The organism is Lachnotalea glycerini, assembly GCF_003201285.1.
GTDB classification, from domain to species: Bacteria; Bacillota; Clostridia; order Lachnospirales; family Lachnospiraceae; genus Lachnotalea; species Lachnotalea glycerini.
In genome coordinates, this window is sequence record NZ_QICS01000005.1 from 150,785 (window position 1) to 164,966 (window position 14,182).

Annotated in this window: 14 protein-coding genes; 1 reads left to right on the top strand and 13 read right to left on the bottom strand. The window is 34.8% G+C overall.

Going from position 1 to position 14,182, the window contains the following annotated elements; all coding sequences use genetic code 11:
- Positions 1 to 6: 6 nt before the first annotated feature.
- The 8 genes from C8E03_RS11665 to C8E03_RS11700 form a co-directional block, all read right to left on the bottom strand.
- The gene (locus C8E03_RS11665) at positions 7 to 780 is read right to left on the bottom strand and encodes a type III pantothenate kinase (protein ID WP_094377571.1); all 774 of its coding nucleotides are present in this window, start codon (positions 778 to 780) and stop codon (positions 7 to 9) included.
- 1 nt (position 781) lies between these two features.
- Positions 782 to 1,135 (bottom strand): DUF6145 family protein, encoded by a 354-nt coding sequence (locus C8E03_RS11670; protein ID WP_110291129.1) that lies wholly within the window; start codon positions 1,133 to 1,135, stop codon positions 782 to 784.
- A gap of 67 nt (positions 1,136 to 1,202) precedes the next feature.
- Entirely contained in the window at positions 1,203 to 2,183 is a 981-nt protein-coding gene (locus C8E03_RS11675; RefSeq protein ID WP_094377569.1) for a biotin--[acetyl-CoA-carboxylase] ligase, read from the bottom strand.
- 1 nt (position 2,184) lies between these two features.
- Positions 2,185 to 2,457: a hypothetical protein gene (locus C8E03_RS11680; protein ID WP_094377568.1), complete on the bottom strand. Its 273-nt coding sequence runs from the start codon at positions 2,455 to 2,457 to the stop codon at positions 2,185 to 2,187.
- Between the two features lie 57 nt (positions 2,458 to 2,514).
- A complete protein-coding gene (gene argF, locus C8E03_RS11685) occupies positions 2,515 to 3,504 on the bottom strand; it encodes an ornithine carbamoyltransferase (RefSeq protein ID WP_110291130.1) in 990 nt (329 codons plus the stop codon).
- Between the two features lie 13 nt (positions 3,505 to 3,517).
- Positions 3,518 to 4,690: a patatin-like phospholipase family protein gene (locus C8E03_RS11690; protein ID WP_110291131.1), complete on the bottom strand. Its 1,173-nt coding sequence runs from the start codon at positions 4,688 to 4,690 to the stop codon at positions 3,518 to 3,520.
- A 137-nt stretch (positions 4,691 to 4,827) separates the two neighbouring features.
- Positions 4,828 to 5,748, bottom strand: coding sequence for an SPFH domain-containing protein (locus C8E03_RS11695; protein ID WP_094377565.1), 921 nt, complete (start codon positions 5,746 to 5,748; stop codon positions 4,828 to 4,830).
- Entirely contained in the window at positions 5,736 to 6,182 is a 447-nt protein-coding gene (locus C8E03_RS11700) for an NfeD family protein (protein WP_330410796.1), read from the bottom strand. The genes C8E03_RS11695 and C8E03_RS11700 overlap by 13 nt, the downstream gene beginning before the upstream one ends.
- Positions 6,183 to 6,453: 271 nt before the next feature.
- Between C8E03_RS11700 and trhA the strand changes: the two genes are divergently transcribed.
- Positions 6,454 to 7,122 carry a PAQR family membrane homeostasis protein TrhA gene (gene trhA, locus C8E03_RS11705; protein WP_094377563.1) on the top strand — a complete coding sequence of 223 codons (669 nt, stop codon included), beginning with the start codon at positions 6,454 to 6,456 and terminating at the stop codon, positions 7,120 to 7,122.
- Positions 7,123 to 7,178: 56 nt separating this feature from the next.
- Here trhA and C8E03_RS11710 read toward each other — a convergent pair whose 3' ends face one another.
- From C8E03_RS11710 to C8E03_RS11730, 5 genes are all read right to left on the bottom strand, one after another.
- A complete protein-coding gene (locus C8E03_RS11710; protein ID WP_094377562.1) occupies positions 7,179 to 7,427 on the bottom strand; it encodes a GIY-YIG nuclease family protein in 249 nt (82 codons plus the stop codon).
- A gap of 360 nt (positions 7,428 to 7,787) precedes the next feature.
- Positions 7,788 to 8,621, bottom strand: coding sequence for a M23 family metallopeptidase (locus C8E03_RS11715; RefSeq protein ID WP_094377561.1), 834 nt, complete (start codon positions 8,619 to 8,621; stop codon positions 7,788 to 7,790).
- 79 nt (positions 8,622 to 8,700) lie between these two features.
- Complete coding sequence (locus C8E03_RS11720) at positions 8,701 to 9,612, bottom strand: SpoIID/LytB domain-containing protein (protein ID WP_094377560.1); 912 nt, start codon at positions 9,610 to 9,612, stop codon at positions 8,701 to 8,703.
- Positions 9,613 to 9,812: 200 nt separating this feature from the next.
- Entirely contained in the window at positions 9,813 to 11,366 is a 1,554-nt protein-coding gene (locus C8E03_RS11725; RefSeq protein WP_094377559.1) for a putative bifunctional diguanylate cyclase/phosphodiesterase, read from the bottom strand.
- A gap of 302 nt (positions 11,367 to 11,668) precedes the next feature.
- Positions 11,669 to 14,131 carry a glycogen/starch/alpha-glucan phosphorylase gene (locus C8E03_RS11730; RefSeq protein ID WP_110291132.1) on the bottom strand — a complete coding sequence of 821 codons (2,463 nt, stop codon included), beginning with the start codon at positions 14,129 to 14,131 and terminating at the stop codon, positions 11,669 to 11,671.
- Positions 14,132 to 14,182 lie beyond the last annotated feature (51 nt).

The window sequence follows — 14,182 nt, forward strand, 5'->3', positions numbered from 1 at the left end:
ACCCTTTTAGCTTTTTTTACAACGGTTATAAATGCATTGTAAGCCTTTTAACGTCAATGTGGGATCATAAATATCAATCAGGCTTGTTTCCTGTGCTATTATGATGCCCAGTCCACCCGTCGCTACAACTTTGATTCCCTCAAGCTTACTTTCCTCTTTCATTTTTGATATAATATATTCCGTCTGTCCAATATACCCATATACAATTCCAGCCTGCATGCTTGATATAGTCTCTTTGCTTAAAATGCTGGCCGGTTTTTTAATCTCTATTTTAGGAAGCTTTGCAGCATCTTGCCATAAGGCCTTAGCAGATGTACTAATACCCGGTGCAGTTACTCCTGCGGTAAAGGCGCCCTCTTGCGTCACCAAATCATAGGTGGTAGCTGTACCAAAATCTACTATAATAACCGGCCCTCCATATAATTCATATGCACCAACTGCGTCCACAATTCGATCTGCTCCAACTTCTTTTGGATTATCCATTGCAAGACGAATACCCGTCTTAATTCCAGGTCCTACTATAATAGGTTCTATATGAAAATACTTAATGATTGAACTATTAAGCGAATACATAATATCTGGCACAACAGATGCAATAATTACATCCTCAATATCCCCTATTGTAAAATTTCTATGCTCCAATAAGTTACAAATATCAATGCCGTATTCATCGGAGGTCCTTGGCATCTTTGTAGTAAGACGGAAGTTGCCAATCAACCCCTCCTTTGAGAATATACCAAGTGTTATATTTGTATTTCCTACATCAATTACTAATAGCATCTTATCTCTCCTTTGTCGCATCCAAATCCAGTTCTTCATTTAAAAAGAAAACCTTATAAAATAACTCAAGTGCTTCCATCATCTCGGCCTTAGTTCTCTGAATTTCCTTAATCTTTAGGCCACTACCTATTTCATCATAAAGTATATCGTCTTCATCAGCAGAAACCTCCAGATTAAGATTCCCTTTTTCATCAAAAACAAGCGTTATAATTCCTCCAACCTCTTCCGTAAAAAGCACACACATGATTTTAAGCTCATCCTTGATCCCTTGCGGCAAGGCTTCAAAATCTTCATTTAAGTAAAACTTTTTCTCATAGGCATTAGAGCCACATAGAATCACTTTGTCCTGATACATAAATTTGTTCCTTTCCTATCATACAACTATTTCACATTACATATGTCCATGGACTGAGGCTTCTATCTTATACATAACCGTAAATTCCTCTTACTGATACTTCTCCGGCATAGATTGCCATCATCTGTCCATCCTCTTTTTCTACCATTAGTTCGCCCTTGGAATTGATTCCTCTCGCGATACCAATAAACTCTTTGGATGGTTCCATAATAACTACCTCTTTATCTAAACTAACTAACATATTATTGTATCTTTCTTTCTGCGCTTCCAGAGTATGATGCATCATAAAAATCTCATACTCCTCTTCAAAACACAGCATAACTTGATTAATTAATTCAGCCCGTTTGACAGGATACCCATTTTCAATTTTAATTGAAGTAGCTTTTTCTTTTAACTCATTTTGAAAAGTATCCATATTGACATTGATGCCAATTCCTATCACTATATGATTAATGTAATCCATTTCTGCACTCATCTCGGTCAGTATACCGCAAATCTTTTTACGATTTAATACAATATCGTTTGGCCATTTGATAAAACACGAATCTTTCGTCAATTTATTACATGCTTTAGCTACCGCAATTGCCATAACCAGAGTTAACATAGAAGCATCAGACGGATTCAAGCTGGGTTTTAAAATAAGTGTCATGAATATACCAGTGCTCACCGGTGATTCCCAACTTCTTCCTCTTCTCCCCTTGCCTCCTGACTGGTTATCAGAAACGACTAAGGCTCCATGATTCGCACCTTCCTCTGCCAACTGTTTAGCCTTTGTATTAGTGGAATCAATCGTATCAAAGCAAAATAATTCCTGTCCTGCCCATTTTGACGTCAACACAGACTTTATTTCACTATAGGCAAGAACGTCCGGGCACTCTTTTAAAGAATAGCCTTTATTAGGGACGGCTTCAATAACATAGCCTTCCTCTTTTAATTGATTAATTGCTTTCCATACTGCCGTTCTTGAAACGCCAAATTGATTGCATAAATCTTGACCAGACAAATAGGAATCCGTATTTTTTAATAAAGTTAATATCTTTGTTTTCAAATCAAAAGCCTCCAAAACCCATAAATAGCATCAGTGATATGACAAAAAGAAAAATTCCTCCAAACAGATATATTTTCCCTTTATTCACTTGTATCACTCTTTTAAGTCCAGCCAATATATTTACTATTGCTCCCATTAAAATAATATAAGGAAACAAAACAGCATTATTTTCTATATTAATTAATGCAATAATTGACATTCCAAGCATAACAGTACATAATATTACATTCGTAACATCCAATATGAAATAATTATCTTTGATTTTTGATTTCATATCTGCCTCCAACCGCGCACTTTACTCACTTTTTGACAGACAGAATGGTTACCTCTTCTATTCTCCAAGTGTTGCCATCATAACTGCTTTAATAGTATGCATACGATTCTCTGCTTCATCAAATACGACAGAAGCCTTCGATTCAAATACTTCGTCAGTAACCTCCATCTCATTAACCTGGAATTTTTCATTCATTTCCTTACCAATTGTTGTTTTTAAATCATGAAAAGCCGGTAAGCAATGCATAAATATGGAATCTGCTTTTGCATAACTCATTGTCTTCTTATTTACCTGATACTCAGATAATTCCTCTATTCTGCTTTCCCAAACCTTGGCAGGCTCTCCCATTGATACCCATACATCTGTATAGATAACATCCGCATCCTTGCAGCCCTCAGCAACATCCTCAGTAAGAGTTATCTTAGCGCTTGTCGATTTCGCCAACTCCATACATTCCTTAACAAGCTCCTCATTTGGAAAATACTTCTTTGGAGCACATGCAACAAAGTGCATTCCCATCTTCGCGCATGCAATCATGAGAGAATTTCCCATATTAAAACGAGCATCACCCATATAAACCAGTTTTACACCCTTTAGTTTTCCTAAATGCTCTCTTATCGTAAGCAAATCAGCAAGCATCTGTGTCGGATGGTCTTCATTGGTCAAACCATTCCATACCGGAACACCAGCATATTTGGCAATTTCTTCTACGATTTCTTGTCCAAAACCACGGTATTCAATTCCGTCGTACATCCTTCCCAGCACTCTTGCAGTATCTGCAATACTTTCCTTTTTACCGATTTGAGAACCACTTGGATCAAGATAAGTAGTGCCAAGTCCCAAATCATGTGCGGCAACCTCAAAAGCACATCTAGTTCTGGTACTTGTTTTTTCAAAAATCAGTGCAATACTCTTACCTGGATATTGTTTTGGCAATATTCCCATCTGTTTCTTTTCTTTCAAATCTGCTGATAGATTAATTAAATATTCAATTTCATCCGGTGTAAAATCCTTTAATGTCAAAAAATGTCTTCCCTTTAAGTTCATAATATCCTCCTACTTAATTCTCTGAATGATTTATTATTACTGTTATAAATGCAGGTAACTCAAACGTACCCATCCCTGAATTTATTTTATTTAAAACCTCTTTTCTAAATTCCTCCACTGTATATATCTTATACTTTTGTACTCTTAAAATCTTAGCAGCAGCCTCCAGAATACTCAAATACAGTTCACAATACGACCACTCTTTACCTAATTTAAGTTCCAATGCAATGGCTGCAAGTACACGCTCAACAAAGTTTCTGGTAAGCATCTCTTTTTTGTCCTCAATATTATAATACTCACAAAGCTTCTTTTTTTCGTCTTCTGAAATATGAATCAGTTGCTTTAAATAATAACACTCTTCTTGATTTTCTTCAATATAATATATTTTTCCTTTCAACCCATAAATCAGACGCATTGCATCATAATAGCCTATTTTAATGTTTCGGCTGCTTTTATTGGAGTCGAAATCCAGTATATTTCCAAGATCTACTCTGGGTTCAATTGATAAAACCGTAACTCCTTCTGGCAGTTTGACTTTCTTTTCTCTGCCGATTCCAAATATACGAACCACAATTATGTCTTGATAACCTCTTTTCACAAGAGATTCTAAAGGCACATTATTAAACATTCCTCCATCCATATAGGTTTTACCATGTAACTTTTCATTCTTAAACACTGGCAGATAGGCGCTTGCCAAAAGTAAATCCTGCATCCTCCCTTCCTCAACCTCTTTCATATCCAAATCAAGCTCTTTCATTTCGGATATCGAAAAGGTGAGTAAATAAAAGTTTATCTTTCCATTTCGAATACAAGATTCATCAATATTTTGGGCAATCAGTTCTTTTAGTGGCGTGATATCAGCTCCTCCATCCACAAACAGCCGCAATGAATGCTTTAATGCCTCTGATATTTCAAGCTTTCCCTGAAATACCTGTGACATAATGTGATCATCAACCTTCATTACTTTTGAATAAGAAATGTTTTCCCATAATTCTTCAGCTTTCTTATAATCTCCCATGCATATCATAGCAGCGTTGAGTGCTCCTACTGAGGTCCCTGCAACCGCATTTACTTTTACTCCCACTTCCTCAAAGGCCTTCCAGGCACCAATCTGATAGGCGCCCTTTGCTCCTCCTCCTTCTAATACAATTCCGTATTCCTTTGATAAATCTATGACAGGGTTCATACTCATTCTCCTTTAATGTAGCGGCAATTTCAGGAGGAATTTTACTAATTATATGAAAGAAACAGCGGCAGGGATTATTAATCCGCCACCGCTTATCAAATATACCTCTAGCTCTTACCTTCATTACCATTTGCTTTTTAATTTTCTTTGGCAACCTCTGTAATTGCTTTTACCATTCCTGCCATATTCTGAATATCAGATGGTATAATAATTTTAGTAGCTTTTCCGTCTGCTGCTTTTTCAAAAGCTTCCAAGCTCTTCAACTGTAATACGCTGGCATCAGCGCCTGCCTCTTTCAGGAATCGAATACCGTCAGCTTTTGCCTGCTGAATCTTTGCGATTGCCAACGCTTCACCTTCAGCCTCCCTGATTGTAGCTTCTTTCTTAGCCTCTGCTCTAAGAATAGCTGCCTGCTTTTCAGCTTCTGCATCAAGAATGGCAGATTCTTTATGGCCTTCTGCAACTAGAATAGTTGACTTTTTCTCTCCTTCTGCTCTTAGGATTGATTCTCTTCGCTCGCGTTCTGCTTTCATCTGTTTCTCCATCGCATCCTGAATTGCTGCCGGTGGAATGATATTCTTTAACTCAACTCGATTTACTTTAATTCCCCATGGATCAGTTGCTACATCTAATGACACTCTCATCTTAGTGTTGATTAATTCTCTTGATGTTAATGTCTCATCCAACTCTAAATCACCTATGATATTTCTTAACGTCGTTGCAGTTAAATTCTCAATTGCCATAAGTGGATTTTCCACTCCATATGCATATAGCTTTGGATCTGTAATCTGATAAAAAACTACTGTATCAATTCTCATAGTTACATTATCTTTTGTGATAACCGGCTGTGGTTCAAAATCAACCACTTGCTCTTTCAAAATCACTTTTTTTGCAATTCTATCAATGAATGGTACTCTAAAATGCAGACCTACACCCCAAGTGTCCTGATATCCTCCTAAGCGTTCCAATATCATAGCCTGAGCCTGTGGAACAATTTTAATACATGATGCCAATATAATTAAAATTACAATGATTAATATTAATACTAGAAATTGCATGATTTATTTTCCTCCTTTTTCTCCTCAACGATAAGCTTAACACCGCTGATTTCCTTAATCATAACCAACCGTTCTTTTTCTATGGTCTTAGTTTCGTCAGCACTTCTGGCTGTCCATTCCTGTCCACCTATAACAACACTGCCTTCACCTTTTATATTGTTAATATCTGCTGTTACGATTGCCGTCTTTCCAATAAGACTTTCAGCATTGGTTTTGATTCTATTTTTATTTAAATACTTCATTGCTATTGGTCTTGTAACAAATAATAGCAAAAGTGATACTAAAAAAAACAATGTTATCTGTATACCCAATGAAGCGCCAAAGACAGTCGCAACAAATGCTGCGAGTGATCCGCCTGCAAACCAAATTGTTGTTAATCCTAATGTAATAATTTCTATGATAAGCAATATTACAAATAGGATTAGCCAAAACATTTCATACACATCAAGTCCCCCTTTTCTGCAATTGTAGTGTATTAAAACTCTTATTAGATACGAGCTTTGATACACTACTATATTACTATAAATAATACTTTATTACAAGATTGATTCGTAACACTATTTAGCAAAATTTTACTTGCTATTTCATGTATCACGGTGTAGTATATACATATACTACAAGTAGTATTGATTACTACGTTGTGTGCTATCCGAAATTGTACACTTGGTTTTATTTGTCACATACGTATTTGAAAGGAGCTTATTTATGAAATTTAAACCCAAAGACCCTGGCAGCGCAATTACACATTTTATCGGAATGCTTATGGCTATTTTTGCAGCAACTCCCCTTTTAATCAAGGCAGCTAATGCACCAGACCGCATTCACACAATATCCTTGGCAATATTCATCATGAGCATGATATTATTATATGGAGCCAGCACCACTTATCATTCTTTTAATTTGTCAGATAAAACAAATACTTTATTAAGAAAGCTGGATCATATGATGATTTTCGTACTGATAGCTGGTTCTTATACCCCCATTTGTCTTGTTGTACTTGGAGGCAGAACAGGAAAAATGCTATTTCTACTTGTTTGGGCAATTGCAACTCTTGGCATCATAATTAAAGGATGCTGGATTACCTGCCCCAAATGGTTTTCCTCTCTGCTATACATTGCAATGGGCTGGGTGTGTGTAATTGCTTTCACACCTCTTGTTAATGCGCTATCAAATGCAGCGTTTTTCTGGCTTTTAGCCGGCGGTATTATTTATACAATAGGCGGTATTATATATGCTTTGAAATTGCCTATATTTAATTCCAGACATTCTTCCTTTGGCTCTCATGAAATCTTCCACCTTTTTGTTATGGGCGGAAGCATATGTCATTTTATTTTAATGTATTACTTTGTAGCCGTTATGCCAGTCAGTTTATAACTTTATGAAATCTTGTTAAGCCATAACTCTAAGCAATTAAATTTATTTGCTTAGAGTTATGGCTTTTTAGAGAGGATTAATTTTTCTTTTTGCATTCTAGTTAGTTTTTTAATTTCACATTCCCGCCTCAATGCCTCCTCTTTACTGTCAAAGACTTCATAGTATTCTAAAGTAACCGGAATTCTTGCTTTTGTGTATTTGGCTCCTCTTTTATTATTATGAGCTTCCAGCCTTTTCTCCAGATTGTTTGTCCAACCTGTGTACAAGGTATTATCACTGCATTTTAAAATATATGTATAATTCATTGGCTTCTCCTAATTTTAAAAACTTATAATTCAAGTATAATACGTTTCTTGTATGACGTAAAGCGCTTCTCTGCATAACAAGCTTTGTAAGTTTAAAATGATTACGGCATTTATCAAATGCTCTTATATTCCCTTGAACTCGTGAAAAATTAATATAAGGAGCATTTTTTAAAATGCCCCTCATTCTATCTAAAGCAATCGATCAATCTAGTATGGTATCGATGTATTACACCCTGTCAATCCAACGAGAATCTAAAGTAAAAAAAATCGATTGCATATTTTTAGATATGTAGCTTCTCGTTGGAGGGTTTACTACATTTATACTATTATTATATTCAAAAGGTATTTCTTCGTTCCTAGTTATTCTAAGAAATTTAATGGGTTGATCGGAGTATCGTCTTTTATCACCTTGAAATATACATTACTTCCCTCTATACTATAATATTTGGTGGGTTCACTGATATATCCGATGATTGTACCTTTTTCTATTGTATCACCTTTTTTAACTGTTAATTCTTTTAACTGACCGTAGATTGCTTTATAACCATTTCCAAGATCTTCTTTCATGGAAATACCAGTTTCTTCATCTGTATAAATTTCTTCCACGATACCATTAGCAGCAGACGCTACTTTAGAATTTACATCTCCTTGAATAATGAGTGCACTGTTATATTTATACTGATTCAATGTTGCGAAATATATGGTGCTATCCATACTGTAATTAAGAAGTACGTTTCCTGCAACCGGCCATGTCATTTTGCTATCCGACTTAAAATTCACTGCTGTTGCATCAGCTGTGGTTTCCTTTACCTCATTTTCATTTGTTTGATTGTCCTCTTGCTTTTCATCATCTTTTAATTCGATTTCTGCTTTTATTAGCTCATCTGTATCGGTAGATGCTTCCTGATATTCATCTGTAGCATCCATTACATTATCCATACCAAATTCCTCAGCAGAATAATTATTTGCCTCAATGTTTTCTCCTGCAACAGTATTAACTTTTGCTTCCTCCGTCGTATTGGATGCACTGTCTGGCAACTCGTTTAAATCAATTAAATTTGTGTTATCTTCCTTTCTATTGTCCATTGATAATATATTCGTTCCAACAACCGCAGCCGCAACTGCCATGAATGCTACCGCTCCAACAATAGTTACTTTACTTTTTAACTTTTCTGTTAATTTCCTTCTCATCATAATAATCACCTCAGCTATAAGTTAAAGAAATAAGCAAAACTTATCCTCTTTACTCATAGGTTTGCCCGATTATTAGATTTTATTCACTTACAATACTGATATTTTGATAATAATAATTCAATATATCTTTATAGCTTTTACCCTTTTTTGCCATTATATTTGCACCATATTGACTGAGTCCTAAGCCGTGCCCTTTACCCTTAACTGTTATATTTATTTCATCTGAATTCAGTTTCATTTGAATACAGGCAGAAGAAAGTGATAAGGTTTTTCTAAATTTTTCTCCGTTTATGATCTGATCATTTATTTTTACTTTTTCTACATAACCAAGCTCATCGCAAGACAATATTTCAGGCAGAACGGTTACATTTTGATTGAATAATTTACTCATTTGCTCAAACGAAACCGTAACACTCGTTAAGTATTCCTCTGATTCAATATCTTCTTCGCTTTTCACGCTTTTTAAATATGGATATTTGTCACTTTCTAATGCACGCTCTCCATCTCTGGTTGAACCTACGCTTACCGCATGAAATGCAGCTTCAATCGGTTCTCCTTCATACTCTATTATTATTCCTTTCGTATCCATTACAATTTCCTGCAATCGATTATAATTTTCATAGAATTTATCATAACCCCAGTAATCCTCCATACTTAAAATATTCATGTAATCCAAATTTAACTCACTTGTGTTTATCGATTGCCTTCCTCCGATTTTTTTAATAATACTGGTTCTAGCAATCACACATTGCGCTTTTAATGCTTCATCTTCGTAGGATATTGGTATTTGAGAAGCCAGAACACCAATGACATATTGCTCTATATCAAGCTCCATCTGAACATTATTATCATTGACGACTACTGTTTTTTCACTATTGGCCTTTTCTTCTTTCGCAAAATTAATTCCGCCTTCAAACATTATTGTGAGCACATAGGGTAATATTATTATCGTTACCATAATTAATAAAACATTTTTGTTATAAATTTTCATTTTTGCATCACCTGTTCCTTATTAACAGTATATGCAAAAATAAAAGTTCCTAGACTTTTCAGTATTTGCTAAGTGCTCATGCAGAAAAATTTTCAAGTATATAAAATACTGCCAATGAACTTATCGTTCACTGGCAGTATTATTTTTATCTTTTCATTAATGATTGATGGGTTGCAGGACAAATATATTGTTTTTTTACACTATGCATAACACTTTTGCTCAAGTAACTGAGCCGCTGTTTGTTCATCCATTGGTTTGCCTGTATAAAAGCCTTGAATATTATCACATTTCATATAACGGAGGAAATCATATTGTTCCTTTGTTTCTACTCCCTCTGCAATAGTTTCCATATTTAGCTTATGCACGAGCTCAATCAATGCATCTGTTATCTCTGCTTGTCTATTATTTTCAGTTATATCATTAATAAATGATTTATCAATTTTAAGAGTATCCATTGGCAAATCTTTTAAATAGGTTAAGGAAGAATACCCTGTTCCAAAATCATCAAGCGATAAGCTTACTCCAATATTCTTTAAACTGTTCAGCGTACTAATAATACTGTCTGTATCGTTTATAAATACACTCTCAGTAATTTCAAGTTCTATTTCGCTTGGATTAATCTTATATTCTACAATCACCCGGTCGATCAATTCTACAAAATTTGTTTTTGTCAACTGCGCAGCAGAAACATTAATGGAAATCACCCCATCTTGACCAAACATTTTCTTCCATTTAGCCCAAGTGTTACACACCTCGCGCAATACCCACTCACCAATTTCTATAATATCTCCGCTTTCTTCGGCTATTGGAATAAATATTGCCGGACTAATCCATCCCAGTTCTGCGTCATACCAACGTATCAGAGCTTCAAATCCTCTAAACTGGTTCTGATAAAAATCATATTGTGGCTGATAATACATTTCAAAGCCATTATTTTTAATGCATTCAACTATCTTTTGTTCTAATATCATTCGGTTTTGCATGTCCTTACACATATCATGATGAAACATCATAACTGCATTCTTTCCTGATGACTTAGCATGGTACATAGCAATGTCTGCATATTGCAAAAGCTTCTTCCACTCCTGCGCCTGTTCCGGATAAACAGCATATCCCAGACTTGCAGTTAAATGAATTTTTTCTTTATTCACATCAAAACCAGCCATAAAAGCTTGTTTTATTTTTTTAATGCTTTTTTCAATTTCAGACAAGTTCTTATGTCCCGACATTACAATGACAAATTCATCCCCACCAAACCTTATCGTTTCATAGCTCTCATCATTGCTCGAAAACAATCTTTTTGCCACCTCTTTGATAATGGAATCACCAATCGCATGACCTAATGTATCATTTATTTTTTTAAAGTTGTCCAGTCCGATAAATAGTACTGTAACTTTATGATTCATAAGCTGAGCTTCTGATAATTTAATTGGAATAATATTTTCAAAATAAGAACGATTCGGTAATCCTGTTAGTATGTCATGATAAGACCAATACTCCGGCTTTTCTCCACTTTCATTCTTATACTTAATTTTTATTTTCTTATTACTACTTCTTTTAAAAATTTTCAAAAAAGCTATACTAAAGCAAATATACAAAATAACAAATAATGAGCACAAAAAAATTTCTCTTGTTAAGTTATGAATTTTCATAGCAACAATAAGACTGTTTAAAACTAAAAGGAATGCAATTTGTAATAGAATAAATCTTACCATCCAATGTGTGTCATTAGATTTTTTACTTTTTATCATCATAATACGATTTCCTTCATTTCTTAAAATTGTTATTTATTGTTATTTCTCAAATCTATCATAGCATTATTTTTTACATGTGTAAACTTAAATTAATTTAAATAAGCAAAAAAATTATGTTAATGTCAAACAAAAAAGAGGTAATAAACCTAATAAATTAACTATGAGCAACATTCTTTGTGAGTTACTTAAGTTATCGCATTATTCGCCAAAACTTATATTTGCATACATTTAGCCCTATCAGAACTATCCATTATTTAAATAAAAAGTAAGTAAACAGATATAACTATTTACTTACTTTTTATTTATTTTTGTCTTAATATTACTTTATCTAAATGCCATATTTCATCCACATACTGCTGTATTGTTCGATCGGAAGTAAATTTGCCTGCACAAGCGGTATTGAGCATTGCACTTTTGGCCCATCCCTTTTCATTCCGATAAGCGGCCTCCACCGCTCTTTGTGCCTGAGCATAAGCTTTAAAATCCTTTAAAATAAAAAAAGTATCTGCTCTTTCTGAGGAATTCGTATTAAGCAAGGAATTATATATTTCTCTAAAAAGCTCCGGATTTTCAGGACAATAAAAACCATTAATCAACTGTATTAGCACCTTGCGGATATCCTGATCATTGTTAAAGATATCCATAGGATTGTAACCTCCCTCATTTTCGTATTGGATTACCTCATCAGAGGACAGTCCAAATATAAAGGCATTTTCACTGCCAACCTCTTCAACAATTTCAACATTTGCTCCATCCATTGTGCCAAGAGTAAGCGCACCGTTTAGCATAAATTTCATGTTACTTGTTCCCGATGCTTCTTTACTGGCAGTTGATATTTGCTCGCTGACATCAGCGGCAGCAAATATCCATTCAGCTATTGATACACGATAATCTTCAATAAACACAATCTTAATCTTATTATGGATCAACTGATCATTATTTACCACATCAGCAACAGAATTAATCAGCTTAATCGTAAGTTTGGCTCTTTGATAGCCTGCTGCTGCCTTTGCTCCAAAAATAAAAGTTCTTGGATAAAATTCCATATCTGGATTTTCTTTGATTTGATTATATAAATGCATAATATGAAGTATATTTAGAAGCTGTCTTTTATACTCATGCAATCTTTTTACCTGTACGTCGAAGATAGAGCGAGGATCTATCTCAATCTGGTTATGCTCCTTAATGTATTTAGCCAGTCTTATTTTGTTTTTATACTTAATATTCATGAATTCCTGCTGCGCTTTTTCATCTTCTGCATATAAAGCAATCTTATTGATCGTTGGCAGATCTATGATCCATTCTTTCCCTATGTGCTCGGTAATCCAGTCAGCGAGCAGATAATTTCCATGCATTAAAAATCTTCTTTGTGTAATACCATTTGTCTTATTATTAAATTTATCAGGCATCATTTCGTAAAAATCCTTTAATGTCTGCTTTTTAAGAATTTCTGTATGAAGCTTAGCAACGCCATTGACCGAATAACCTGCTGCGATTGCCAAGTGTGCCATTTTAACCTGACCATCATATATAATAGCCATGTTTTTTATTTTTTCTTGATTATTCGGATATCTTTGCTGAATTTCCAAAATAAATCTGCGGTTAATTTCTTCTACAATTTGATAAATTCTGGGAAGCAATCTCGAAAACAGCTCAATCGGCCATTTTTCGAGAGCCTCTGACATTATGGTATGATTGGTATACGCACAGGTTTTGGTTGTTACTTCCCACGCTTCATCCCAATTTAATCCTTCTTCATCCATTAAAATACGCATTAGCTCTGGCACTGCCACTGTTGGATGGGTATCATTGAGTTGAAAAGTTGCTTTTTCATAAAACTTTCTAATTTCCTCATGTGTGCTTTTGTATTTCTCTATAGCAGTCTGAACGCTGGCAGATATAAAGAAATATTGCTGCTTTAATCTTAATTCCTTTCCAGCATAATGGTTATCGTTGGGATATAAGACCTCGCAAATAATTCTAGCAAGGTTCTCTTGCTCTACTGCCTTTTGATAATCTCCTTTATCAAATGAATCTAATTGAAAGCTGGTAATTGCCTCTGCATCCCAGATTCTTAATGTATTTACAAATCGATTTCCATATCCTGTAATAGGCATATCATATGGCACTGCCCGAACTGACTGATAACCTTCTTGTATAAATCTTGTTCTCCCATTCATATCCGTTGCAATTCTTACATAACCACCAAATTTTACAATCTTTGCATGTTCACTCATTTTTAATTCAAACGGATTTCCATGCTCTAACCAGTAATCCGGAACTTCTGTCTGATAGCCATTTTCAATCTTCTGTTTAAACATTCCATAATGATATCGGATTCCACAACCATATGCAGGATAGCCAAGTGTAGCAAGCGAATCCAAAAAACAGGCGGCAAGTCTTCCAAGCCCACCGTTTCCAAGTGCGGCATCCGGTTCCATATCCTCTATAAGATTAATATCAATTCCAAGTTCTTCAAGAGACTCCTTTACCTCCGTATATGCTCTTAAATTCACCAAATTATTACCCAGTGCTCTTCCCATCAAAAATTCCATTGACAGATAATATAAAAATTTGGGATCTTCCTCTTCAAATCCCTTCTGCGTTTCTAACCAATTATCAATAATAACATCTTTCACTGCATACGCCACTGCCTGAAAAATTTGCAAAGGTGATGCTTCGTCAATGGTTTTTCGAAATAGATTTTTAACACTGTCCTTTACACTTGCCTTAAACTTTTCTTTCTCGAATTGTTCATTATACATATGGACTCCTCCTTTATTTTGTGCACTCTTTTATAAAACAAAGTATACGTT

What these genes read in the sequence shown, in the direction of transcription:
- C8E03_RS11665 (WP_094377571.1), bottom strand. Translation starts at nt 780, where the DNA reads ATGCTATTAGTAATTGATGTAGGAAATACAAATATAACACTTGGTATA.
- C8E03_RS11670 (WP_110291129.1), bottom strand. Translation starts at nt 1,135, where the DNA reads ATGTATCAGGACAAAGTGATTCTATGTGGCTCTAATGCCTATGAGAAA.
- C8E03_RS11680 (WP_094377568.1), bottom strand. Translation starts at nt 2,457, where the DNA reads ATGAAATCAAAAATCAAAGATAATTATTTCATATTGGATGTTACGAAT.
- argF (WP_110291130.1), bottom strand. Translation starts at nt 3,504, where the DNA reads ATGAACTTAAAGGGAAGACATTTTTTGACATTAAAGGATTTTACACCG.
- C8E03_RS11690 (WP_110291131.1), bottom strand. Translation starts at nt 4,690, where the DNA reads ATGAACCCTGTCATAGATTTATCAAAGGAATACGGAATTGTATTAGAA.
- C8E03_RS11695 (WP_094377565.1), bottom strand. Translation starts at nt 5,748, where the DNA reads ATGCAATTTCTAGTATTAATATTAATCATTGTAATTTTAATTATATTG.
- C8E03_RS11700 (WP_330410796.1), bottom strand. Translation starts at nt 6,182, where the DNA reads ATGTTTTGGCTAATCCTATTTGTAATATTGCTTATCATAGAAATTATT.
- trhA (WP_094377563.1), top strand. Translation starts at nt 6,454, where the DNA reads ATGAAATTTAAACCCAAAGACCCTGGCAGCGCAATTACACATTTTATC.
- C8E03_RS11710 (WP_094377562.1), bottom strand. Translation starts at nt 7,427, where the DNA reads ATGAATTATACATATATTTTAAAATGCAGTGATAATACCTTGTACACA.
- C8E03_RS11715 (WP_094377561.1), bottom strand. Translation starts at nt 8,621, where the DNA reads ATGATGAGAAGGAAATTAACAGAAAAGTTAAAAAGTAAAGTAACTATT.
- C8E03_RS11720 (WP_094377560.1), bottom strand. Translation starts at nt 9,612, where the DNA reads ATGAAAATTTATAACAAAAATGTTTTATTAATTATGGTAACGATAATA.
- C8E03_RS11725 (WP_094377559.1), bottom strand. Translation starts at nt 11,366, where the DNA reads ATGATGATAAAAAGTAAAAAATCTAATGACACACATTGGATGGTAAGA.
- C8E03_RS11730 (WP_110291132.1), bottom strand. Translation starts at nt 14,131, where the DNA reads ATGTATAATGAACAATTCGAGAAAGAAAAGTTTAAGGCAAGTGTAAAG.